The sequence below is a fragment of the Psychrosphaera sp. B3R10 genome (assembly GCF_018861025.1).
GTDB lineage: Bacteria > Pseudomonadota > Gammaproteobacteria > Enterobacterales > Alteromonadaceae > Psychrosphaera > Psychrosphaera algicola.
The window spans coordinates 34,147-59,516 of sequence record NZ_JAHKQH010000045.1 but is presented as its reverse complement, the minus strand read 5'-3'; the positions used below and the strand labels follow the sequence as shown (position 1 = coordinate 59,516).

Genomic DNA, 25,370 nt, shown 5'->3' with positions numbered 1-25,370 from the left:
ATGAACAAATTAACATTAACTATTTCATGCCCGGACCAAGTTGGGCTCGTCGCTGCAGTAAGTAACTTTTTAGCGAAACACCAAATTTCGATTATCGAAGCAAATCACCATACTGATGGCGAAACAAAATGGTTTTTCATGCGTCACGAAATCATTTTTGATCCCACAGTCACGACTAAAGACAAGTTACAGAATGACTTCAAAGCAATAGCGACTCAATACGATATGACCTGGACATTGGCCGACAATGCCGTAAAAAATCGAGTTGTGCTCATGGCCAGTAAAGAATCTCATTGCATCACTGATATCTTACATCGTTGGCATGAAAACGAATTAAACTGTGAAATTGTTGCGGTTATTGCTAATCATAAAGAAATGGAAAAATACGCTCAATGGTATCAACTTCCATTCCACCATATCGATTTTAAGGCCGACAAAACCTCTGCATTTAGTCAAATGGAACAGTTCGTCTCTGACTACGAAGCCGATACCATAGTGCTTGCTAGGTTTATGCAAATTTTACCAGACACCTTATGTCAAAAGTTTGCTCACCAAGTCATCAATATTCACCACAGTTTTTTGCCCTCGTTTGTAGGTGCAAAACCTTATCACCAAGCCTATGAACGTGGTGTAAAACTGATTGGAGCAACCTGCCATTATGTCACAGCAGACTTAGATGCAGGGCCTATCATTGAGCAGGAAATAAGTAGAATAAGCCACAGTGACTCAGTACAAGACATGGTGCGTAAAGGTAAAGAATGTGAAAAGCAGGCACTAGCACGCGGGCTTAGATACCACCTAGAGCACCGCGTAATGGTTAAAGGCAACAAGACTGTCGTTTTTGCTGATTAGTGCCTCGCTTTATAAAAACAGAGGCCTATTTAAAACCGATTAAATACCGAGCATTGGTTATTTTTTCGGTTTTTCAGATACCCATAAGTGGATAATCCCTTTAACAACTACAACATCATTTTCATCATACGCTGTAACTTCAACTGGCAGGTCGCCAACTTGCCATTGATTATTCTCTAGTAAAGCGACGCAACGAATATCACTACCGGCCTTGGCGGTGTATTGTAAATCCATGCCTTTAGGTATCCATCGTAAATGGGTTGGTATTGATGCTTCCGCCATAAAACCCATTGCCATTTCAAGACCATTTGCTATAGCTATGACATGTACAGTGCCAATATGATTTTCGACCTTTCTACGCTTTTTGATTAGGCAGTGACATTCGCCAGGAACCACTTTTGTGATCAAAGGAGACACGGTCTTAAAATACGGGGCTTTATTGCTAGCAAATAAACTAAACAATTTTTTACCAAAAGGTAATTTACCCATTTTGTTATACAACGACAGCACATAGTTTTTAGACATTACCCTTCACCTATCAACAAGATTTAAATAATTAATATGTTCGAAAAATACCGCTCAGTTAGCACGGCATGATCGAATTACATTAGTGGGGCAAATTAACACATCCGACCAGATGAAGTCCAAATATTATTGCTCATCTATACCAGAAACAAATATGCCAGAAACAAAAAAGCATCCAATTAAGGATGCTTTTTTGTCAATATTTGAAACCAAATCAATTAATAATTATGGTAGTCCAAACAGGTTAATACTTCCTGTTTTGAACCCAAAATAACCGGCACTCGCTGATGCAATTCTGTTGGCTGTATATCAAGAATATTCTGGCTACCGGTTGATATTAATCCACCAGCTTGTTCGATCAATAATCCCATCGGATTGGCTTCATACAAAAGGCGAAGCTTAAATGGCTTATCTACTTCGTCAGTGTGAGCCGGGTAAGTGAAGATCCCACCACGGCATAAAATGCGATGCACATCGCCAACCATACAAGCGACCCATCGCATGTTAAAGTTTTTACCACGAATGCCCTGCTTACCATCTAAAATGTCCCGAATATAGCGCTGCATCGGAATTTCCCATTTATGCTGATTTGAACTATTAATTGCAAATTCCTGAGTTTCTTCTTCAATGGTGACGGCTTCTTGTGTCAGCAAAAATGACCCATGGGTTTTATCCAAGGTATAAAACTTCACACCTTTGCCCGTTGTAAGTGCCAAAATAGTTGAAGGTCCATACATTACATAGCCCGCAGCGACTTGATTACGACCCGGTTGCAAAAAGTCTTGCTCGGTAATAGGTTCATCTGTCGGTTTGTCAGCTGGTACCGGCATAATAGAAAATATGGTGCCAGTAAGACTGTTTACGTCGATATTTGAGCTGCCGTCTAAGGGATCAAATGCAACTAAAAAACGACCACCGTGGATCCCTTCTACTACAAAGTCCTCTTCTTCAGAGGCTATGGCACGAACAAACCCAGATTCCAACAGCATGTCTTTTAATAATTGGTTGGACAATATGTCTAATTTTTTCTGCGTTTCGCCTTGAATATTTTCGTCTAGCGTTGAACCTAAAACACCTGCTAAGTCTGCTTGCCCTACGCGAAACGAAATATCTTTACACGCTGCTAAAATGGTTCTTATTAATGAAATTAAATCTAGCTCTACGCCGTCTTCTCTTAAAACTGGTGCTAATCTACGCATATAAGTTTTGCCCTTTTAATTCCCTCTGCCGACGCAGAGACTACTAATATTCCGCCAAATTTTCCGAACATGATACATCAAAATGGTCGACTTTGCAGGTCAAAAGTTGCCTAACATGAAAGTTTACCAACACGATTACATAAGCTTTTTACTAAAAACGATTGTCTGGTTATTCCAATCACTCCCAACATAATGCACACTAAACATTAACCGATAAAAGATGGAAGTTAGCAAATGCGATTTTGGAAACACGGGTTACGTTATTTAAGTATAGCCACTTTATTTTTAACCTTTCAGTTATTTGCTGCCGTCAGCTCAGTCGGCGAATTCACGCGCGATATGTTGCATATCGAAGGTTATTATGACTTCTACTATGACAAGGATAGCGGCAAAATATTTCTTAACGTTGACAAAGAAAAGAAACCTTTCCTATTTCAAAGTTCTCTTCCAAGCGGTTTAGGCTCTAACGACATAGGTTTAGACCGCGGTCAATTAGGTCGTACTCGCTTGGTTCAATTTGAACGCCATGGTAATAAAGTATTATTGGTGCAACTAAATACCGACTACCGAGCGTCATCGACAAATCGTGCAGAACAAAAAAGCGTTGAAGAAGCATTTGCCACTTCAATCATTCAAGGATTTGAAATAAAGGCTAAGACTCGCGGTTCCATTCTTATTGAATACACCGATTTTCTTTTAAGCGATATCCACCAAGTTTCCGCGACACTAACCGCTACAGAGCAGGGGTCCTTCAGTGTTGATAAATCCAGAAGTGCCGTCGATTTTGGCAGCAGTAAAGCGTTTCCTAAAAATACCGAACTCGAAGCAATAATTACATTTGTGGGCAGCAAAGCTGGCAAATTTGTGAAACAAATAGCACCAGAACCTTCAGCGCTCACTGTTCACATGCGTCATTCTTTAATTGAATTGCCTGACGATAAATACAAACCACGTAAATTTCACCCATTCAGTGGTTTTTGGAGCGTATCCCATAAAGATTACTCAGCCTCACTAGACCAATCTATGGACGTTAAATATATCCCTCGACATCGATTACAAAAACGTTTCCCAAATAAGGCAAAGAGCCAGGCCATAAAACCAATTGTTTATTATCTTGATCCAGGTACGCCAGAACCTGTTAAAACGGCATTATTAGACGGTGCAAAATGGTGGAATAAAGCGTTCGAAAGCGCCGGATACATTGATGCTTTTCAAATAAAAATGTTACCGCCCCATGCCGATCCAATGGACGTTCGCTACAATACGATTCAGTGGGTTCATCGCGCTACGCGAGGCTGGAGTTATGGTGCATCGGTTATAGATCCCAGAACCGGAGAAATTATTAAAGGCCATGTGACATTAGGTTCACTACGTGTGCGCCAAGACTATCTCATCGCACAGGGACTTACGGCACCATTTACTTCAGACAAGCCCGACACAAACGCGATAAAAAGCATGGCTTTGGACCGTATCAGACAGCTTTCTGCGCACGAGATTGGCCATACGTTAGGTATAGCGCATAACTTTTCGGCGTCGGTTAATAATCGCGCCTCTGTGATGGACTACCCACATCCAAATGCAGTACTTATTGACGGAAAAATAGACCTTTCGCAAGCCTATACCCATGGTGTCGGTGACTGGGATCACTATGTCATCAAGTATGGTTATTCCGAGTTTGGTAAGGATGGCAACGAAACCGAAGCTCTTGCAAAACTTGTCGAACAAGCAAAAAATGCCGGCTTACGCTATATGTCGGACCCAGATGCACGGGCGATGAGCAGTGCTAATCCAGATGGACATTTATGGGATAATGGTCAAGATCCTGCAATTGAACTGCAACGTATGCTAGAAATAAGAAAGGTTGCCCTAGCTCAGTTTGGCCTTAACAATTTAGCGGCAAACCAACCATTAAGTGATTTACAAGAAATCTTAGTCCCTATTTACTTATTTCATCGATTCCAAGTCACTGCTGCAGCAAAACTCATTGGCGGCGTGGACTATCATTACGAAATTAAAGGCGCTAAAAACCACGGCATCAGCAATGTTACGTCTTTACGTCAACGTTTTGCTTTAGAGCAGCTCATGGCCACGTTAACTTTTGATAATCTAACCATACCTAAAACAGCCTTAACCCTAATTACACCTAAAGCCTATGGCAGCTATAAGAATAGGGAAAGTGCGCCATCAAAAATGGGTTTAGTTTTTGATCCAATAACATTAGCAAGCGCCAACGCGCAACATACGCTGCAGGCCATATTAGACCCTGCTCGTCTAAACCGAATTGCGTTTCAACATAGCCAAGATCAAAGCAACTGGTCGCTCACCGAATACTTGCAAACGATTGTTGATAGCACAGTAAAAACACTGCCAACGGATAGTAGCCAAGCTCCTGTTTATCAAAGATTATCAGCATTAACGGTTGAAAACCTAATGACCTTATTAACCAATGAATCATCAAGTATTGAAATAAAATCGGCAACACTGAAAGTCATAAAAGGTATGTCAAATTGGTTATCCGTGTCGATTGTCGAGAAAACAGCTCACAGTGACACGACGCTTTATTTGTTGCAGCACCACATTGACTGGTATTTAGAACACCGTAAATGGCAGCCGTTAATTAAAGCACCTAAGTTGCCGCCAGGTTCGCCAATTTAGAAAAAAATGTAAACCAAGGCGACGAACAAGTCGCCTTTTTGTTATCCTGTTACAAACTCCATCATGTAATAAAATCATGCATATACATATTCTCGGGATCTGCGGTACCTTCATGGGCGGAATCGCGGCTATTGCCAAAGAGCTAGGTCATAAAGTGACGGGCTCTGATCAAAATGTTTACCCACCCATGTCGACTCAATTAGAGCAATTAGGCATTGAACTAACCCAAGGTTGGGACACGAGCCAATTTGACCCTCAACCTGATGTTGTCGTAATCGGCAATGCCCTTTCGCGGGGCAATCCAGCTGTAGAATATATCCTTGATAGAAACATACCTTATACATCTGGTCCAGAGTGGCTAAAACACCACCTTCTTAAAGACCGTTGGGTTATCGCTTCGAGTGGAACGCATGGCAAGACCACAACTTCAAGCATGATTGCCTGGTTGTTAGAAGACGCAGGACTAGAACCTGGCTACCTCATTGGCGGGGTGCCTGGCAATTTTTCGGTTTCGGCCCGTGCCGGTAAGTCTCCATTTTTTGTTATTGAAGCCGATGAATACGATACTGCATTTTTTGATAAACGCTCTAAGTTTGTGCATTACTTACCACGTACGGTCACGATCAATAATTTAGAATTTGACCACGCTGATATTTTTCCAGACATAAGCGCTATCCAAACCCAGTTTCATCACTTGGTTCGGACTGTGCCTTCAACCGGTAAAATCATTGCACCAAAACATGTAAATGCGATAACCGAAACACTTCAACGCGGTTGCTGGAGCGATGTTGAATTAGTCGGTGATCATGCCGATTGGCAGGCAAAGCTAATGCCTAATAGTGAAGGCCGAACTGACGGCAGTCGATTTGACGTTTATTACCAACAAACATTGGTAGGCCAAGTGGCGTGGACATTAACGGGTCAACATAATGTCGACAACGGGTTAATGGCTTTGGCTGCGTCTCACCATGCTGGACTGACAACAGCGCAAGCGATAGCTTCACTTTCGAACTTCATTAGCCCCAAACGACGCATGGAACTAATTTACAATCAGCACAACATTGAAGTTTATGACGACTTTGCCCATCACCCAACAGCAATCAATACCACTCTCGCTGGACTTCGCCAAAAAGTTGGGACACGCAGGATCATTGCCATCATAGAACCTCGTTCAAATACAATGAAAATGGGTGTGCATAAAGATACATTAGCGGATTCGTGGCAAAACGCAGATCAGGTTTTTCTGTTTCTCGAAAAAGATTTAGACTGGGCAGAACGTTTGTCTAACTCGACAACACCAACCACTATCGAAACGTCAATATCAAGTTTAGTTGCACGTGTGATTGAAATTTGCCAACCAAATGACCATATAGTGGTGATGAGTAATGGTGGGTTTTCGGGTATTCACCAGCTAATTACTAATCAATTAAATACAAAATTTGCGTCAAACTAACGCCATGGAGAATGAGATGACACAGCCTTATTCCGGTCCGACCCTATTTGCAGGTGAAGTGACTATTGGTGTAACTGGTGCATCTGGCGCGCCTTATACTTTAGAGCTAATTAAACAGTTAGTTGCCGCCAATCATCAAATCTATTTGTTGTTTTCAAGTGCAGCAAAAGTGGTATTTAAAACTGAAGTTGAACTCGATATCCCCGCTCACCCTGAAAAGGCAAGCAAATGGTGCGAAAACTACTTCAACAGTGCCACTGGGCAAATTTGTGTGTTGGGAAAAGATCAGTGGTTTTCTCCCCCAGCCTCGGGTTCGGCTGCACCTAAAAATATGATCGTAGTCCCGTGCTCCACCGGTACTTTATCGGCCATTGCCAATGGCACCAGTGACAATTTACTTGAGCGAGCGGCAGATGTGGTTATAAAAGAACGTGGTAACCTTATTTTGGTCCCCCGTGAAACACCTTTTTCCGCTATCCATTTAGAAAATATGTTAAAGCTTTCAAGGTTGGGGGTCACTATAATGCCCGCAGCACCTGGGTTTTATCATCAGCCAAAATCCATTGACGATTTAGTGCAATTTATGGTCGCCAGAATGTTAGACCACCTCCGAATTGAACAAACTTTAGTCCCACGTTGGGGCTATACAAATAAAAAGTAAACTTAACGATATGAAAGCCTTAGAAATATCAGATTTAAAAAAGACCTATCGTTCTAAAAATCGTACGGTAGAAGCACTTAAAGGGGTTACTTTTAGTGTTGAACAGGGTGACTTTTTTGCCCTGTTAGGCCCAAATGGTGCAGGAAAGTCCACCACAATTGGCGTTATTAGTTCACTTGTGAATAAATCATCGGGTTCAGTAAAGGTGTTTGGATACGACATCGATACCGAGCTTGAAGATGCAAAAGCGCAAATCGGCCTAGTTCCACAGGAATTTAACTTCAATCAGTTTGAAACCGTTTTACAAATTGTATTAAACCAAGCTGGATATTATGGTGTTGAGCGCGGCGAAGCGCATATTCGAGCAGAGAAATACCTCAAACAGATTGATTTGTGGGAAAAACGCAACGACGCTGCACGTTCACTTTCTGGCGGAATGAAACGCAGACTAATGATTGCACGTGCCTTAATGCACGAACCTAAACTGTTAATTTTAGATGAGCCAACCGCAGGTGTAGACATTGAGATCCGCCGCAGTATGTGGGAATTTCTAAATAAAATTAATAAAGAAGGCATCACGATAATATTGACAACGCATTACCTCGAAGAGGCAGAAATGCTGTGTCGTAACATTGCGATTATCGATAAAGGTGAGATTGGTGAAAACACCGATATGAAGAGTTTGCTGTCAAAACTCAATATCGAAACTTTCATTTTAGATACGGTTGAATTTAGCCAAGCGCCAGAGTTAACCGATTTTACTTACTCTATTATCGACGACCACACAATTGAAGTGTCGGTGGAAAAACAAAAGGGCCTTAACGACGTATTCACTCAATTAACCAGTCAGAATATCCAAGTATTGAGTATGCGCAATAAGTCCAATCGACTTGAAGAATTATTTGTCAAACTTGTAGAAGACGGCAAACAACAAAAAGCGAACAAAGGAGACAAATCATGATTGGCAAATATTCAGTCGCGCTTAATGCCGTCTTAATTAAAGAATGCACACGATTTCTCCGTATTTGGGTTCAAACCTTAGTCCCACCAGCGATAACTATGACACTCTATTTTGTCATCTTCGGTAGCCTAATAGGCGAGCGCATTGGCCAAATGGGCGGGTTTGATTACATGGCCTTTATAGTGCCAGGCTTGATCATGATGTCTGTAATTACAAATTCCTATTCAAACGTAGCGAGCTCATTTTTTAGTGCCAAGTTTCAACGAAACATTGAAGAGTTGCTCGTTGCACCTGTGCCTAATTACATTATTGTTTTAGGCTATATTGGTGGTGGTATGTTACGTGGTTTGTTAGTGGGCATTATCGTAACGCTCGTTGCGACATTTTTTGTTGATATTCATATTCATAGCTACTTTGTATTAATCTCAACAGTACTGCTCACGGCGATGGTTTTTGCGTTGGCGGGGTTAATTAACGCCATCTTTGCCAATACATTTGATGACATATCAATCATACCAACATTTGTGCTTACCCCTCTAACGTATCTCGGTGGTGTCTTCTATAGCCTGACTTTATTACCTGAAGTTTGGCAAACCGTGTCAAAGATTAATCCAATCGTATATATGGTTAATGCCTTTCGTTATGGTTTTTTGGGCGTAACTGACGTCAATTTGACATTCGCATTTGCAATGATCATTGGCTTTGCTGTGATATTTTTCACCATCGCAATGATGTTAATAAATCGTGGTATTGGTATTCGTTCGTAACAAAAATTTAAAATCGAGGTAAAAATCCTATTTTTACCTCGATTCATCCCATCTGCACTTTACACTCCCCTTTATTCAACTATAACTATATGTTGTTAACTAATTTTTTTGATTATTATGAAGTAGGCTGTTTTTTAATGCATAGTTGATAATTAGACTAAAGAAATGACCACTTGGGTCGATAAAAAACAACGCCTCCGGATATTAAAGGGTTTGATCACGTGGACAATTTTAAAAATCTAAGTGTCTTTATTAAAATAAATGTCATTACAGTTATTGCACTAGTAGCGCTAATTGTTGTTATCGTCTTAAATGCAACTGCCATCAGTGCCAATAATAAAAACTTAGATGAACTAAAAAACAGCCGATATGAAATAGCCCAGTTATCTACTGCTAACTCTTTTATTATCAACAAAATAGATGAAACCTACACCCAGGCAGTTACGTTTGGTGATGAAGACTTAATTAATAGCGCAGAAGCACAATACGAGCGCTTATTAAAAAACATCGACTCTATTCAACGTCTCGAGCAGGCCGCGGAGCGCGCCAAACTCAACGAATTTAAATCAACACTAAAAGACTACAATGAGATTGCCAAAGTCATCGTCAAAAGCTTTATTGCAGGTGACGTCGATTTTGCGGTGGTTCAAGAAAAAGCTAAAGTTAAATCGGACCTTTTTGAACAACTGACAAGCAATTTAGAGCAATACAAAAAACAGTCTGACAATAAATATTCACAGTTGGCCGAAGATTCCAAAACCCGATCAGAAAACGCCATTTTCACCAGTGTTCTCGTATCTGTTGTTCTCGTGTTTATCATTGTTGGATTAGGCATTGTCATCGGTAAAGGCATTAAACAAACAGCATCAGTAGCAGCGGAAACCTTACGCGAGTTAGCTGATGGTGACGGTGATTTAAAGTCCACCTTAGTTGTTGAAAGCAATGACGAAATTGGCCAAATGTCGCGCAACTTTAATCGTTTCATGGCGGTATTAAGAGGCTCTATTAGTGACGTTATGTCGGTGGTTCAACCATTATTGGACAACTCCACTCGATTAATCCAACGAATGGAAGTTGCAGAATCGGCCATGCATAAACAAGGCGAAGACTCGACCCATGTTAAACAATCCATGACTGAAATGAGCCAAAGTGTTGCTGAAATAACAAATTCGGCTAATGAAGCGGCAACCGCGACTACTAACGCAGAACAAGAAGCAATTCAAAGCCTTGAAATTTTGAATCAAACTATGGCCGTGTCGCAAGCGCTCAATAACGAAATTAAAGTGGCGTCTAACGTCATTCATAAGCTGGCTCAAGATACGCAGAACGTAAACAAAATCTTAGATGTAATCACTTCTATCGCTGAACAAACAAACTTATTGGCGTTAAACGCCGCTATTGAAGCTGCCCGTGCAGGCGAACAAGGCCGTGGTTTTGCCGTGGTTGCTGATGAAGTAAGAGAATTAGCAAGTCGTACATCTAAATCGACTACGGAAATTAGAGAATTGCTTAATGCCCTAACAGAGGCAGCAAGTGCGTCGGTTGAATCAATGGAAAGTGCCAGTACGCAAGCACAAAGAAATGAAGAATTTGCAGCACAGACCGGTGAATCAGTTAATAAAATTGCGACGCATATTCAAACGATTAATCAGCTCAATACCCAAATTGCCACCGCAACTGAGCAGCAAACGATGGTCGCGCAAACCGTTACCCAAAACGTTGACGACATGAACCATTCAATCGGTGATTCATTAGAAGCCCTAGACGACATTCGTGACGTTTCTAAGAGTCTACATACCCTGTCTGACGACCTACTTGAAGCGGCATCTAAGTTTAAATTGTAAAATTAACACTAAGTTCGACAAAAAGACTGCATTGTAGTCTTTTTGTTGTTCGCTGCATTTGCTAAAATTCGCGCAAAATCGACTCTTCGTTACCACCTTAGGATCCCAAATGAGCTTAGCCAGTTCCGTTTTAGCAGTTAATAATGATCTTCCAATAAAAACCGACCTGCCTGTGCATAGCGGAAAAGTACGTTCCGTCTATTGGCTTACCGAGCAAGACAGCAAACGGCTGATTGCAGAAAAAGGCTATGACGTTCAATCTGACGCTCCTTTGGCCATTATGGTTATCAGTGACCGCATCTCGGCATTTGATTGCATCTGGCACGGTGAAGGTGGGATCAAAGGTGTTCCAGGGAAAGGCGCTGCACTAAATGCCGTTTCTAATCACTGGTTCCGATTATTTAAAGAACAGGGATTAGCTGATAGCCACATTTTGGATATCCCACATCCATTTGTCTGGATAGTGCAAAAAGCAAAACCTGTCATGATTGAAGCCATTGCCCGTCAATATATAACAGGCTCGATGTGGCGCAGCTATGAAAAAGGTGAACGCGAATTTTGTGGCATCGCCTTGCCTGACAATTTGCAACAAGATCAAAAGTTACCTGAAATATTAATTACGCCGTCTACAAAAGGTATTCTAAAAGGGATCCCTAATGTGCCTGAAGCCGATGACGTAAATATTCGACGTCAGGATATTTTAGAAAACTACGAAGCTTTTAACTTCTTAAAAGAATCAGATGTCGCTCGCTATGAAGTGTTACTAAAGGAAGGGTTCAACCTTATCAGTGACGCTCTGGAGCAAATTGACCAAGTATTTGTCGATACTAAATTTGAATTTGGCTATGTCAAAGACGCATCAGGTAACGATAAGTTGATCTATATGGATGAAGTCGGAACCCCAGACTCATCGCGTATTTGGGATGGACCAAGTTACCGTGACGGTAAAGTTGTAGAAAACTCTAAAGAAGGTTTTAGACAGACCTTGTTAAACTATTTCCCAGATCCAGATATCTTACTCAATAAAAACCGTATGCCTGAACGCGAAGCATTAGCACGAGACAATGATTTACCAAAAGACGTTATCATGGCAATTTCAGAAACCTATCGCAATATTGCAGAAAAAATAACTGGTGAGAAAATCGTTTTATCTTCGGATCCAAAACAAGAAATCATCGACGTATTACGCGAGCAATTTGATTTAATTAAATAGGTTATAAGTACGTAAATACAATAAACCCGCTGACTTGAGCGGGTTTTTATTTACCTATTTTGTTCTATCTTTGGTGACGACTTTCTCCAAAAAGGTAGCCCACTTTCAATTGCAAATTAAAGCACCAGCCCTTATTGCACTTTACTACGACCTAATACCAATTTCATTAAACCACCAAATGCCAAGCCCGCAAAGAGCCAAATACCCACTTGCACGGCAATACCTGTCGAGGTCAATTCACCACTAACGATCTTTGGTGCAGCGGTAAAACAAAACATTAGTGCGCCATAAATAAGACCCATTTTCAGCCAAGGCGTTTGTTTTGCTGTTGGAAGTTCAGCTTCGGGACTATTTAGTAACTCTGCCTTTTTAAATTTCAACCACTTTGTTTTTAACGGTTTACGAAACCAGCCCCAAATTGGAAAGGTAATAGCCAATAGAACCAAGCTTGTAAAGTTCCAAAGGCATGGAATGACGTTTTCACATGAAGGGCACATAAACCCAAACCAGTTTTTATAGGCGCCTCGTTTAGCCCATAACAAGCCATTGTGAATCGTATTGCAGTGTGGACAGGGAATATATTGCCGCTCCATTAACGGGGCGTCGCTGGTTTTATCTATTAAGGTTATCTTAGGAATTCGTTGTCCTAAGATAAGCTCATTAAAAGCTAGCCCAGGGTTTACTACCCAGTGTATTAACATTGGGTGAGGTAACTTCCAAATTTTGTATTTTTCTTTGTCAAATTCCATTACAGAGCTCTCGTATTTCAAAACAATTATTTCGTGGTCGTTGATAAATCACTATGACTACCATCGACATAGGTAGAGCAATTTTTACCATTCCGTTTCGAAGTATACAAGCCATCATCTGCGCGTTTTGTTAACGTATTTATCGTATCGTTTTGATCCGCTAGTGTTATGCCTAAACTGATGGTTAGACTGAGGTATTGTTCAAATGTAGAATTTTCAATCATAATTCTTATTTTCTCAGCTACATGCATCAAACCATCTCGGTCAATGTTGTCACAAATCACAATAAATTCTTCGCCGCCCCAACGCCCGAGCAAATCATTTGTTCGGATTTGCAGTTGAATCGCTTCACACATTTGTATTAATACCTGATCGCCAACGTTATGCCCAAACTTGTCGTTTACGAGTTTGAAATTATCCAGATCGATTAATATCACCCCAAAATGTAAGTTGGTGCGAGCCATACGTGAAAATTCACGATTAATAAACTCTGTGATGAGATGCCGATTTGCGACGCCGGTTAAGTTATCCGTTCGGTATAATTTTTCTAGCTCCTTCATTTTTTCAAAAATGACTTCTTTGGCATTTTGATTTTCATAGGTCACAACCGCTAGACCAAAAATGGAGCATGAAAAAATAGCAACAAACCACTGCAATTGAATAAGAGACAGGTTGCTGTCCCCCACGGCAAAAGGGCCTAAATTTTGTGATGTTGCAGTAACCGCGATTGCTAACACAATCAGTTGAATTGTAAAAAGTATGCGCTGCCCATAATGGACCATAGTAACTAACAGCAATGGCAACATAATAGTGCTCAAGAACATCACTTCAACAGGCATATTTATTAAGTCAAAAATAGCTGCCGTCGCTATACTAGCGGGCAACGCAATAATAAAGAACACCAAAGCGCTATGGTTATGATGAATCTGTTCAGGATTAAACCAAGAGATCAATAATGGCGTAAATACCAACACGCCAACTGCATCACCGATCCACCAAGTAAAAAACATATTGATCAAATCTTTATAACCAATAAAATCAAAAACAGATAGCCCCAATACGCCAAACAAAGCGCTAATTAGGGGCCCTAATATGACCCCGACAGCGACAAAAATGGCAAAATGTAGTTTGCGATGCAATGGGTTATTTGTTTTGGTTAAATGATAAATAAGTGCCGCGGAGCCAATGATGCTAAAAACATCACCTATGCCATTAAAAACCCCAGCAATCAAAGAATCAATTAATGCAGTTGAGCTCGAATAGGTCCAAATATTGTTAAATAATACGCCGACAAAAACCCCCGGCCAAACACGGACGCCATACTTTAAGGCTAATGCAAACAAGACTCCAGAGGGGATCCAAATAGGACTGACATGGCTAGGTGCAATCGCAAAGCTTTGACTAAATCTCGCGAGCAATATGTATACGACTGTAAAAATTACAATATCTTTTAAGCGGATGTCGTAAAGCGCTTGAACATTAAATAAGTGGTCGCAGGCGACACGTTCTTTATTTCGAATATGACTTTCTATATCTCGTTCAGTGGATGTAACAGTCTTCCACTCCATTAGACAACCCTCTTATTATTATTGGTGAGGTTGTAGTCACAATTAGTGCTTACTAAGTACATGCCAAAAAAACAATGGGCTGATCTTCTATATGTCGCTCTGTAATGGCGCTCTATTCGCTTTACTTCATCGCTTTTCGTTGCTGCCAATCGGAATTCGCCATCTGAAAATACTTAATAACTAGCTTCCTTTGACGTGAATAACATCGGAAATGCATAGTTTCGCTAAATGTCGGTACATTAAAAAGAAAGTATAGTCTGTATTTCTTAGTTCGCAGAAAAAATTCCAAACCATCCCAAATACAGCATGAAAATCGAGTTACGACTTACACTCCTCTGTCGTATGTCAAAAAGTTAACCGGCTAATTCCGTAACAAAAAACTAAGGATTTATACGATAGATAACCTCAATAGACTTAGTTACTGTAATCGTTTCAGGCGGGTTGATTGACAAGTTCTCTCTCATCGAAGAATTTTGTCTAACACCGAATGCTTGATAACTTCGCCCCTGCTCTCTAACCGAATAAACAGAGCCAATGGTAGCGCCAACTCCCAATGCGAGGTTTTCTGCGCGTTGTTTGGCATCTTTACCGGCTAATACTGACAACCTTTGCTCTATTTCTTTTCGGCTTTGTAAGTCAAACGTAACGTTAATGCCTTCAACTCCGTTGAGGACTAACAGTTTATTCACCAGTTTTTCTGATGCCAATAGATCAAATATCACAACATTAAAATTTTGGTTCATCTCGTAGCCCAAAATCTGAAGTTCGTTTTGAGACTCTCTATGGCGAAAACGCTTTGCTTTTTTTGTTATATCAAACGAATTAACATGTTTAGGGTCGATACCCAATTCCGTAATAATCTTGTTCACATGATTAGAAATATAGACGATTTTTTTAACGGCATCTTCTGACTCTTCTGCGAACGTAACTATCCGAAAACTGACCTCTGACTTATCTGGCGGTATTTCATATTCAGCATGACCAACCACACTCAAAAACGGAAAGCTGGGTTGTCCCTCTGCAATAAGAACAAAAGGCGATAAAAAAACGGCAAAAAATAAAATTAACGGGATGAATCTCATGAAATATCCTTGTTCAATAGTTAGTGATTCGACAACGGCAATTTGTATAAGTTCACTAAGAATAAAGCAAGTTTTACACTTAAAAACTGTACTTTTTAGGTAACTATCACTTGATTACAACTCGATTTCCGTTGCAATTGGGCTTATTTTACCATTGCCCTAAATGACAACTGCAAAGCTAATATCGCAATAAATTTACTTGTCGAAAGCACTACTTAGCTTGTTTTTGTTGGTGTCTGGCGACGCACTCGTGTTAGGGTCAGTATTCTCTGAGTCTCAAATATCTTAATTATGAATTTTAAAAATTGCCCTTATTGCCAAAGTCATCATTTTGAAATGCCTGACAATCGATTCTTTAAGTGTCTTGATTGCCACCAGACCTACTTTCATAACGCGGCTAGTGCCGTAGCGGGTATTATTCATGTCGGGGATGAAATTTTAATAAACGTACGAAAAAAAGAACCCGCCGCAGGCTGCCTAGATTTAGTTGGGGGATTTACCGACTTTGACGAAACACTTGAACAAGCCCTCACACGAGAAACAATAGAAGAGCTAGGTATTCGGATTACTAATTGGAAATATCTCTGCTCAGGCTCAAACACGTACCTTTACGATTCAATTACATATCACACTGTCGACACTACTTTTTATGCCGTACTAGATGCTAAGCCAGACATTACTATCCAACATGATGAGTTAATTGCGGCAAAATGGATAAAAATAAGCGAGATAAACTTTAGTCAATTTGGATTTGACTCATTAAAAGCTGCTCTGCAACTTTATGTCACTAAATTAGCAGGCAATGTCTAAATCGCAAACTAGTGTTTTGGCATAAAAAAACCGCCATGAAGGCGGTTTTTACTTTGAAGTTTTTTACTTCTTAACTAAAGACAAATGACTTACTTTAGGTTTCTGTTTTTTGGGCTCATCAGCTGCTTTTCCAGCAGATTCAACCTCAGTAACAGCACTTGGAGTCGTTAATGGATCACCATCTAAATCTTGCTCTAGATCATCTGGTAAATCTTCTGGCGGGAACATAGTTCCGGCACCATTTTCTTTAGCGTAGATAGCACTTATGGCATACATTGGGATATAAACGTCATGCGGCACACCACCAAATCGAGCAGAAAAGGTTAATTGTGTTTTATCCATATTTAACGCGTTGACAGCACCAGGACTCACGTTTAATACCACCTGTCCGTCTTTGACGGTTTGAGGCGGTACACTTACATGCGGTAAATCGGCTTCCACAACAATATACGGTGTACAGTCGTTGTCTAAAATCCAATCATAAAACGCCCTCAACAAATAAGGGCGATTTGACGTCAAATTATCCATCTTGACTTAGTACGTCGCGCGAATATCTTTTTCAACATCTGTTAAAGATGCTTGGAAAGATTCACGTTCAAATACACGTAGCATATACGTTTTAACTTCTTTAGACGCAATGCCTTCAAGCTCGATGCCCCAAGAAGGCAAACGCCATAATAATGGTGCTAAATAGCAATCGATAAGACTGAATTCTTCACTCATGAAATATGGCTGTTCTGCAAAAATTGGCGCGATTGCTAAAATGCTCTCTTTCAATTCTTGACGAGCTGAATCATCACCAGCTTCAATTTTACGCGTTAACGAATACCAATCTTGCTCAATTCTATCCATCATCAAACGACAACGACCACGGGCAACCGGATAAACAGGCATCAGTGGTGGATGAGGGAAACGTTCGTCAAGATATTCGTTAATGATATTTGCTCTGTATAGGCCTAGTTCTCTATCAATTAGAGTTGGAACATTACCATACGGATTAACTTCATATAAATCTTCAGGCATGTTGTCAGGCGTTACATAATGAATATCAACGTTGACACCTTTTTCTGCTAGCACTATGCGGACCTGGTGGCTATACATATCGTTAGCACCAGAAAATAAGGTCATTACTGCTCTTTTGTTTGCAGACACTGCCATTTAAATCTCCATAAATTTAGGGCTTTCGCCACTTAAATTAAATTACGCAAAAAGGGGTTAAACACCCCTTTTTATACTTTAGAATAGTTAACTACTTGAATATTATAGTATTACTATTTTTTAATATCTCTCCAGTACTCTTTCTTCAAGAGCACTGCAAATACGAAGAATATGAAACTATATAACATGGCTTTCCAGCCCATGCTTTCACGTTCTAAAATCATTGGTTCACCTATGTAAACCATGAAATTTGTTAAATCTCGAACGACAACGTCATATTCATCTTCACTTAGCTCACCAGAACCATCAACAACAATTTGCTCTCCAAGGGAGATACGTTTCATTTCACCGTCGATTAAACGTTCTTCAAAAACTTCTTGTTTTGTAGGAACGCCCTGTAGTTCTTGCAATACATGTGGCATACCAACATCTTTAAATACTGTGTTGTTCACGTTAAATGGACGTGAAGGGTCAACATAGAAAGATTTTAGGTAGCTGTAAATCCAATCTGGACCACGCAAACGTGCTTCCAAAGTTAAATCAGGAGGTGTAGCTCCAAACCACTTTTTGGCGTCATCCGCTGGCATCGCATTTTTAATGTGCTCACCAATCTTTGTGCCTTTAGTAAAAACTAAATGCTCTAAACCAAGATCAAGTGGAATACCTAAGTCGTTAAACGTACGTTCGTAACGTTGGTATTGCATTTGGTGACAGCCTAAACAGTAGTTCATGAACGTTTTAGCACCATTTTGAAGAGATGCCTTATCTGTTAAATCAATATCTACTGTATACGGTAAATGACCACCACCTGCTGAAAATGCAGACGTTGAAACTAAACCAACTAACAATCCAAGAGTCTTAATAAACTTTTTCATTATTTTGTGATCCTTTCAGGCAATGGTTTAGTCTTTTCGTTTTTACTGTACAACCATAACGCCACGAAGAACATAAAGTAGGCTATGGTGAATAGTTTCGCCATGGTTTCTTTAAACGGTGTCGCTGGGGTCGCCCCGAGATAACCTAAAACAATAAATACCATTGCAAAAATAATTAGGTTCACTTTGTGTAAACCACAACGGTAACGCCATGAGCGAACTTTACCGCGATCGATCCAAGGAATTAACGCTAACAAGATAATTGAAGCAAACATTGTAACCATGCCACCGAATGGATCTGGAACAGCCTTCAATATCGCGTAGAACGGAGTGAAATACCAAACCGGGAATACGTGCTCTGGTGTTTTAAGATTGTTAGCCGGTTCAAAGTTAGGGTGTTCAATAAACTTACCGTAAAAATCTGGATTGAAGAACATGATGTAGGTGAATATAAACAAGAATACACCAAACGCCATCAAGTCTTTCAACACCATATGCGGGAAGAATGGAACAACATCGTCGAGTAAATCTTTTTTCGACGTGTAATATTCATGGAATTCGAATTTTGTTTTGTCTTCGTCAGCTACGGTTCCTTTAGGACGTTTAACATCGACACCATCAGGGTTGTTTGAACCCACTTCGTGTAATGCAACGATATGAAGGAAAACCAAAATAACGATAACTAAAGGCAATGCAATAACATGTAGAGCAAAGAAACGGTTTAATGTCGCGCCCGATACGACGTAGTCACCACGGATCCATAACGCAAGGTCTTCACCAATGACTGGGATAGTACCAAATAGTCCGATGATTACCTGAGCACCCCAATAAGACATCTGACCCCATGGAAGTAGGTATCCCATAAAGGCTTCAGCCATAAGTGCAAGGTAGATGAACATACCAAACAACCACAATAACTCACGTGGTTTTTGATAAGAGCCATACATTAAGCCACGGAACATGTGCAGATAAACCACTACGAAAAACGCCGATGCGCCAGTAGAGTGCATATAACGAATAACCCAACCATATTCAACATCACGCATGATGTATTCAACAGAGGCGAATGCGCCCGCTGCAGATGGTTCGTAACTCATTGTTAACCAGATACCAGTAACCAATTGGTTTACCAAAACGATAGTCGCTAAAAAACCGAATACGTACCAAAAGTTCATGTTTTTAGGCGCAGGATATTTTGACATGTGCATTTCATATGTACGTGTCATTGGGATGCGAGCATCAATCCATTCAACTAAATTTTTAAACATTATGCAGCTCCTCCATCTTCACCGATCAAGATCGTTGTATCGTTGACAAAGTAGTGAGGCGGAACTTGTAGATTTGCCCCCGCTGGTACACCGCTAAATACACGTCCAGCCATGTCAAATTTTGAACCATGACAAGGGCAATAAAATCCAGAGTCTTGCCCTTCAACAATTTCCTGATAACCATCAGACAGATAACTTGGTGAGCAACCTAGGTGAGTACAGATACCAACTGCAACAAAGATTTCTTCTTTTTTAGAACGATACGCATTTCTGGCATATTCTGGTTGCTGGTCTGCTGTCGAATTAGCATCTTTTAGATTGTCTTCTGAAATGCTAGAAATTTGCTCTAACATTTTAGGGGTTCGATAAACGATCCAAACTGGCTTGCTTCGCCATTCAACGCGGATCAATTGACCCGGCTCTATTTTGGTAATATCTACTTCCACTGGAGCACCGGCTGATTTAGCTCGAGTACTCGGGTTCCAAGAAGCAATAAAAGGCACTGCCGCAGCTACCACACCAGCTCCACCTACAACTGAGGTGGCGGCGGTAAGGAAACGACGACGACTATTGTCTACGGGCGCATTGCTCATCCAATTTTTCTCCGCGATTAGGATTAAAAAGCGTCTAAGAGTCAACTAATTGTAGCTGGTTCTTAAAATTCTTGTAATTTCTACGATTCTACCGAAAAAGCCCTATGTAAAACAAGGCAATATACAAAGATAGGTTAGAAAAATTCAAATAGTTAATGATTATGCCATTAACGGCTACATTTTAACCAGTTAGTTAAGTCGATATCTGTCTATTTTCCTAACGTTTTGCTCTTTGTTGAGTCGCTGAACACTTTTGACTTCATCAAAAAATTGGCGGCTAGTAACCAAACAGCCTCAAAATTTCAATTGGACGACTATGGCGGAGTTTTTACGTACCACCAAACGAGTCATTATTTTATGCACTAAAAATGCACAACTTAAATATTTATCCCATAATTCGAAACACAAAAAGTGCAGACGGGTGGCACACGTTCGGGTTTAAATACTGGCATAAAAACGTTAATCAAATGACTTATGAACACCCTTCTTGGGCATCCATCGATTCTGGCATCCTGCTTCATTCTACCTCCTACATCCATGTAGTCGTGCCCACCGGGTGTTGCCCCATCCTTGTCTTATCCCAGCTATAAGTTTGAACTTATGAACACCCTCTTTGGCCATCCATGGCCACCGGGTGTTGCCCCATCCTTGTCTTATCCCAGCTATAAGTTTGAACTTATGAACACCCTCTTTGGCCATCCATGGCCACCGGGTGTTGCCCCATCCTTGGGGCAAAAAAAAAAGTCTGCGTGAGCAGACTTTTTTGATTTGATAAACGTAATATAAATATTAACGTTTTGAGAACTGTGGACGCTTACGTGCTTTATGTAGACCCACTTTCTTACGTTCAACTTTACGAGCGTCACGAGTAACGTAACCTGCTTGACGTAATGAAGGACGTAAAGACTCATCAAATTCGATAAGTGCGCGAGTGATACCGTGACGAATTGCACCAGCTTGACCTGTAGTACCGCCACCTTTAACTGTAACGTATAGGTCAAATTTACCTAATGTTTCAGTTAATTCTAATGGTTGACGAACAACCATACGACCCGTTTCACGACTAAAGAAATCTTCGATAGTGCGCTTGTTAATTAAGATGTTGCCTGTACCTGGACGAAGAAATACGCGAGCTGTTGAGCTCTTACGACGACCTGTTCCATAGTATTGAGTATTAGCCATTGGTATATGCTCCTTAAATATCTAAAACTTGTGGTTGCTGTGCAGCATGAGAATGTTCAGCGCCAGCATACACTTTAAGTTTACGGAACATTGCACGGCCAAGAGGACCACGAGGCAACATGCCTTTAACTGCTTTTTCGATGATCATTTCAGGCTTTTTAGCTTGTAAGTCATCAAAATTGATATCTTTAATACCACCTGGGTAACCAGAGTGAGAGTAGTAAATCTTACCTTGGCCTTTGTTGCCAGTAACAGTTACTTTCTCTGCATTAACAACGATGATGTAATCACCAGTGTCCATGTGCGGAGTGTACTCAGGCTTATGCTTGCCACGTAAACGTAGAGCAATTTCTGTTGCGATACGACCAAGGGTTTTGCCCTCAGCATCGACAACATACCAATCACGAGTGATGGTAGATGGTGTTGCAGTAAAGGTTTTCATTATCTAGAACCTAATAAATTAAAGTTTTAAGCCAGTAAGTTGCTGTCATTTGACAACAAAATACCCCATTTCATTTGCACCCCTTCGAGTGCGTAACCTAATGCCGGCTAAAGCAATAAGGTTAGTAACGGTGGGTAGGCGCGGGATTATACAGATTTACAAAGAAAGATCACCTAAAAAATGAACAAAATTATGTAAATCTAAGCAATAAGTCTATTTTTGTTAAAACACGCTGCTTTAAACCAAACCTACTTTAACTCACCTAAGGAATATGCGGTTCGGCCAGATACTCGTGGCTTTGCATTTCCTGCAGTCGACTGATGCACCGTCTGAACTCAAAACTTAATGTACCTGTGGTATAAAGTCGATCCAAGGGGACTGCCGCTGAAATGATCAACTTTACTTTGCGCTCGTAAAATTCATCAACCATAGCAATAAATCGACGAGCAGCATCATCATTGTTCTGCCCCATTTCTTTTACATTTGAAAGTAAAACAGAATGGTATATTCGACTGATCTCCATGTAGTCTAGCTGCGAACGCGCTGTTTCACATAGTGCACCAAAGTCAAACCACACTACCCCGTCTGCCACTTCACGCGTTTGAATTTTACGACTTTCAATTTCTATCATGAAATTCTGCTTGCCCACTTCAGGAGCAAGTTGCTTGAAATACTTATGTAGGTTGCTATCTGCCTGTGCATCGAGTGGTGAGTGAAAAATTTCAGCTTTTTTTAATGTTCTCAAACGATAATCAACGCCAGAGTCGACATTAACCACATCGCAATGTTGCTTTAATAAGGCAATCGCTGGTAAAAATCGAGCGCGCTGTAGCCCGTTTTTGTATAAATCGTCCGGCACTATGTTTGAAGTCGTTACAAATACAACATTTAGCTTAAACAGCTCTTCTAATAATGTTCCTAAAATCATTGCGTCAGTTATATCGGAAACATAAAACTCGTCAAAACAAATAATCTGTGTTTTTTCGGCGAAGCGTTTCGCCACAATTTTTAACGGGTCACTAACACCTTTTAACGAATTTAACTCATCATGCACTTTGTGCATAAAGCGGTGAAAATGAATGCGTAGTTTTTTTTCAATTGGCAAACATTCATAAAAGGTATCGACCAAATACGTTTTACCGCGTCCAACACCGCCCCAAAAATAAATTCCCTGAGCCGTTTGGGGCTTCGACTTATTACCAAACAATTTTGAAAAAAAGCTCGGCTTTTCAGTTTGTTGATTTAGCACTAAATCATCATATAAACGTTGTAAGTTTTTAACGGCATTTTCTTGTGCAGCATCATGCTGGAAATCGTTACGTTGCAAATCAGTCTGATATTGTTGCCAAGGAGTCATTTCAGTGGTCGGATTCGACATAATATTAAGTTCTACGCTTTAAATTTTTAATTTTGACTATATAAAGAAAATAGTAACATGGCATAGGCGTTCTGAGACATAATCAATTATGATAAAAGACGTAAATTTATTATTTAGGAAGTAGTTATGGAAATTTTGACTGGTATTTTATTATTTCTGTTGGGCTTGATTGCCGGCATCGGAATTATGTTACTTAGAGGCAAGTGGGATTCAGGGGTCCAACAAACACAAACTGCATTAAACCAGTGCCAACAAGATCAAGCGCAACTAAAGCAAGATTGGCAAGATCAACTTGCGCAGTTTCGTTCAGTTGCAACTAACTTAGACGAAATGTCGCGCCACATTAATAGCAATATCCAAGAAGCTGAAAGTCTGCTTAATAAAGCACCTAAAACACCTTCATTCCCATTCTTTTCTAAAGAGGCGACTGAAATATTGCAAAGTGCAGATTCGAAAAAACGCGAAAAAACAATGCTTTCAGATCAACCATTGGATTATTCATCTACAAAATCAGGTGTATTTGAAGGCGAAAATTTAAACAAAAAACAAAGTGTGTAACACAGACTTTGATTTTAAAAAGTAACATTATGTTTCAACAGTGAACTTAGCCAAGCTAATCCTGTCTGTTTCAGTGATTCTATTTAAGGAGTACGGAAAATGTCAGTTTCGGTAAAAACTAAAATCATTAAACTAACCACTATTTCAGCAATTGTATTATCAAGTCTCAGTATGAGCCTTCCTGCACACGCAGCGTTTCCATTTTCATCATTCAAAGACGAAGTCCCTTCTTTGGCTCCTATGGTGGAAAGGGTAACGCCTGCCGTTGTCAACATTTCGGTTAAGGGCAGTAAAGAAGTCAAAGCTGGAATGGACCCATTTCAATATTTCTTTGGTCAACGACGAGGTCAATCGCAAGTTCAAGAAAAACCATTTCAAGGTTTAGGTTCTGGTGTGGTTATTGACAAAGATAAGGGTTACATCGTTACCAACTTCCATGTAATAAATGACGCCGATGAAATATTAGTCACCCTAAAGGATGGCCGCAAATTCAAAGCAAAAAAATTGGGCGGAGATGAACAAAGCGACATCGCCGTGTTAAAAATTGAACCCGACAATTTAACAGAAATGGAACTAGCCGATTCAGATAAAATTCGAGTAGGGGACTTTGTTGTTGCCATTGGTAATCCATTTGGTTTAGGTCAAACCGTTACATCCGGTATTGTCAGTGCAAAAGGACGCACAGGGTTAAACACGAGTAACGGCGGTTATGAAGACTTTATTCAAACTGACGCCGCTATAAATTCAGGAAATTCTGGTGGTGCGTTGGTCAATCTTAACGGTGAGTTAGTCGGTATTAATACGGCGATTATTGCCCCGGGCGGCGGTAACGTTGGGATAGGTTTTGCTATACCTTCAGTAATGATGAATAACTTGATTGAACAAATCATCGAATTTGGTGAAGTCAAACGCGGCGTTTTAGGTATCCAAGGCGCCAACATGGATTCAGATATCGCGGCCGCATTTGGTCTAAAACTGGCGCAAGGTGCTTTTGTACAACAAGTTATGCCAGACTCCTCGGCAGAAAAAGGCGGGCTTAAATCAGGTGACGTTATCACTCATGTTGACGGCGTGAAAATACGTTCATTTACTGAATTAAGAAGTAAAGTCGCAACTAAAGGCGCAGGCACAAAAGTTGAACTACAAGTATTACGAGACGGCGATGAAGTTGATGTCAACGTTGTATTAGGTGCTGCTGACCAACCTGTGGTTACTGCGGAAAATATTCACCCATCATTAAAAGGTGCAAAACTAGCTGCGGGCGAGACAAAACGAGGCGAAGCTGGTGTCGTTGTTTCTGAAGTTGCAGAACGTTCACCCGCCGCTATGGTAGGGCTTGAAGATGGCGATGTCATAGTTGCAGTTAATAATAAACGAGTAATATCCGTTACCGAACTAAGAGAATCACTGGAAAATTCCGGCGGCGTTATGGCGCTTAATGTATCTCGCGGTGGCAGTTCATTATTCATACTCATTCGATAACTCGCTTTTTACTCAAGAACGGCCTACAATATCCAACATTGTAGGCCGTTCTCATTGGCCCAACAGTGACAACTTTATAGATAATTTACAGTAAG

Annotated in this window: 24 protein-coding genes; 11 read left to right on the top strand and 13 right to left on the bottom strand. The window is 40.5% G+C overall.

Annotated features, from left to right (window positions below):
• Window positions 1–852, top strand: coding sequence for a formyltetrahydrofolate deformylase (purU, locus tag KO525_RS17975; RefSeq protein ID WP_215965222.1), 852 nt, complete (start codon window positions 1–3; stop codon window positions 850–852).
• Window positions 853–909: 57 nt separating this feature from the next.
• Here purU and KO525_RS17970 read toward each other — a convergent pair whose 3' ends face one another.
• Entirely contained in the window at window positions 910–1,377 is a 468-nt protein-coding gene (locus KO525_RS17970; RefSeq protein ID WP_215965221.1) for a hotdog fold domain-containing protein, read from the bottom strand.
• 218 nt (window positions 1,378–1,595) lie between these two features.
• Window positions 1,596–2,576: a class 1 fructose-bisphosphatase gene (locus tag KO525_RS17965; RefSeq protein ID WP_215965220.1), complete on the bottom strand. Its 981-nt coding sequence runs from the start codon at window positions 2,574–2,576 to the stop codon at window positions 1,596–1,598.
• 234 nt (window positions 2,577–2,810) lie between these two features.
• Here KO525_RS17965 and KO525_RS17960 point away from each other — a divergent pair, with 234 nt between their 5' ends.
• From KO525_RS17960 to KO525_RS17930, 7 genes are all read left to right on the top strand, one after another.
• Window positions 2,811–5,231 carry a zinc-dependent metalloprotease gene (locus KO525_RS17960; protein WP_215965219.1) on the top strand — a complete coding sequence of 807 codons (2,421 nt, stop codon included), beginning with the start codon at window positions 2,811–2,813 and terminating at the stop codon, window positions 5,229–5,231.
• A gap of 76 nt (window positions 5,232–5,307) precedes the next feature.
• Window positions 5,308–6,684 (top strand): UDP-N-acetylmuramate:L-alanyl-gamma-D-glutamyl-meso-diaminopimelate ligase, encoded by a 1,377-nt coding sequence (gene mpl, locus KO525_RS17955; RefSeq protein WP_215965218.1) that lies wholly within the window; start codon window positions 5,308–5,310, stop codon window positions 6,682–6,684.
• 16 nt (window positions 6,685–6,700) lie between these two features.
• A complete protein-coding gene (locus KO525_RS17950) occupies window positions 6,701–7,345 on the top strand; it encodes a flavin prenyltransferase UbiX (protein ID WP_215965217.1) in 645 nt (214 codons plus the stop codon).
• 10 nt (window positions 7,346–7,355) lie between these two features.
• Window positions 7,356–8,306, top strand: coding sequence for an ABC transporter ATP-binding protein (locus tag KO525_RS17945; protein ID WP_215965216.1), 951 nt, complete (start codon window positions 7,356–7,358; stop codon window positions 8,304–8,306).
• Complete coding sequence (locus KO525_RS17940) at window positions 8,306–9,073, top strand: ABC transporter permease (protein WP_215965500.1); 768 nt, start codon at window positions 8,306–8,308, stop codon at window positions 9,071–9,073. The genes KO525_RS17945 and KO525_RS17940 overlap by 1 nt, the downstream gene beginning before the upstream one ends.
• Window positions 9,074–9,294: 221 nt before the next feature.
• Entirely contained in the window at window positions 9,295–10,917 is a 1,623-nt protein-coding gene (locus tag KO525_RS17935; RefSeq protein WP_215965215.1) for a methyl-accepting chemotaxis protein, read from the top strand.
• 109 nt (window positions 10,918–11,026) lie between these two features.
• Window positions 11,027–12,130: a phosphoribosylaminoimidazolesuccinocarboxamide synthase gene (locus KO525_RS17930; protein WP_215965214.1), complete on the top strand. Its 1,104-nt coding sequence runs from the start codon at window positions 11,027–11,029 to the stop codon at window positions 12,128–12,130.
• A 131-nt stretch (window positions 12,131–12,261) separates the two neighbouring features.
• Here the strand turns inward: KO525_RS17930 and KO525_RS17925 are convergent, their stop codons facing one another.
• From KO525_RS17925 to KO525_RS17915, 3 genes are all read right to left on the bottom strand, one after another.
• Window positions 12,262–12,879: a hypothetical protein gene (locus KO525_RS17925; RefSeq protein WP_215965213.1), complete on the bottom strand. Its 618-nt coding sequence runs from the start codon at window positions 12,877–12,879 to the stop codon at window positions 12,262–12,264.
• Window positions 12,880–12,905: 26 nt separating this feature from the next.
• Entirely contained in the window at window positions 12,906–14,447 is a 1,542-nt protein-coding gene (locus KO525_RS17920) for a diguanylate cyclase (protein ID WP_215965212.1), read from the bottom strand.
• 380 nt (window positions 14,448–14,827) lie between these two features.
• Window positions 14,828–15,529 (bottom strand): SIMPL domain-containing protein, encoded by a 702-nt coding sequence (locus tag KO525_RS17915; protein ID WP_215965211.1) that lies wholly within the window; start codon window positions 15,527–15,529, stop codon window positions 14,828–14,830.
• Window positions 15,530–15,820: 291 nt separating this feature from the next.
• On the opposite strand from KO525_RS17915, the gene KO525_RS17910 reads away from it, so the two are divergent.
• Entirely contained in the window at window positions 15,821–16,339 is a 519-nt protein-coding gene (locus tag KO525_RS17910; protein WP_215965210.1) for an NUDIX domain-containing protein, read from the top strand.
• Between the two features lie 63 nt (window positions 16,340–16,402).
• Here KO525_RS17910 and KO525_RS17905 read toward each other — a convergent pair whose 3' ends face one another.
• The 8 genes from KO525_RS17905 to zapE all read right to left on the bottom strand — a co-directional run bounded on the left by KO525_RS17905 (window position 16,403) and on the right by zapE (window position 23,214).
• A complete protein-coding gene (locus KO525_RS17905; RefSeq protein WP_215965209.1) occupies window positions 16,403–16,858 on the bottom strand; it encodes a ClpXP protease specificity-enhancing factor in 456 nt (151 codons plus the stop codon).
• Window positions 16,859–16,873: 15 nt separating this feature from the next.
• Entirely contained in the window at window positions 16,874–17,497 is a 624-nt protein-coding gene (sspA, locus tag KO525_RS17900) for a stringent starvation protein SspA (RefSeq protein WP_215965208.1), read from the bottom strand.
• A 113-nt stretch (window positions 17,498–17,610) separates the two neighbouring features.
• The gene (locus KO525_RS17895; RefSeq protein WP_215965207.1) at window positions 17,611–18,372 is read right to left on the bottom strand and encodes a cytochrome c1; all 762 of its coding nucleotides are present in this window, start codon (window positions 18,370–18,372) and stop codon (window positions 17,611–17,613) included.
• Window positions 18,372–19,640, bottom strand: a complete 1,269-nt coding sequence (locus KO525_RS17890) for a cytochrome bc complex cytochrome b subunit (RefSeq protein ID WP_215965206.1) — start codon at window positions 19,638–19,640, stop codon at window positions 18,372–18,374. The genes KO525_RS17895 and KO525_RS17890 overlap by 1 nt, the downstream gene beginning before the upstream one ends.
• On the bottom strand, window positions 19,640–20,233 hold the full coding sequence (gene petA, locus KO525_RS17885; RefSeq protein WP_215961845.1) for a ubiquinol-cytochrome c reductase iron-sulfur subunit: 594 nt from the start codon (window positions 20,231–20,233) through the stop codon (window positions 19,640–19,642). Before petA ends, KO525_RS17890 begins: the two co-directional genes overlap by 1 nt.
• A gap of 789 nt (window positions 20,234–21,022) precedes the next feature.
• Window positions 21,023–21,415, bottom strand: a complete 393-nt coding sequence (gene rpsI, locus KO525_RS17880) for a 30S ribosomal protein S9 (protein WP_215965205.1) — start codon at window positions 21,413–21,415, stop codon at window positions 21,023–21,025.
• 13 nt (window positions 21,416–21,428) lie between these two features.
• Window positions 21,429–21,857, bottom strand: coding sequence for a 50S ribosomal protein L13 (rplM, locus tag KO525_RS17875; RefSeq protein WP_215965204.1), 429 nt, complete (start codon window positions 21,855–21,857; stop codon window positions 21,429–21,431).
• Window positions 21,858–22,119: 262 nt separating this feature from the next.
• Window positions 22,120–23,214 carry a cell division protein ZapE gene (gene zapE / locus KO525_RS17870; protein WP_215965499.1) on the bottom strand — a complete coding sequence of 365 codons (1,095 nt, stop codon included), beginning with the start codon at window positions 23,212–23,214 and terminating at the stop codon, window positions 22,120–22,122.
• A 147-nt stretch (window positions 23,215–23,361) separates the two neighbouring features.
• Between zapE and KO525_RS17865 the strand changes: the two genes are divergently transcribed.
• Complete coding sequence (locus KO525_RS17865; RefSeq protein ID WP_215965203.1) at window positions 23,362–23,793, top strand: ZapG family protein; 432 nt, start codon at window positions 23,362–23,364, stop codon at window positions 23,791–23,793.
• 99 nt (window positions 23,794–23,892) lie between these two features.
• A complete protein-coding gene (locus KO525_RS17860; protein WP_215965202.1) occupies window positions 23,893–25,275 on the top strand; it encodes a DegQ family serine endoprotease in 1,383 nt (460 codons plus the stop codon).
• Window positions 25,276–25,370 lie beyond the last annotated feature (95 nt).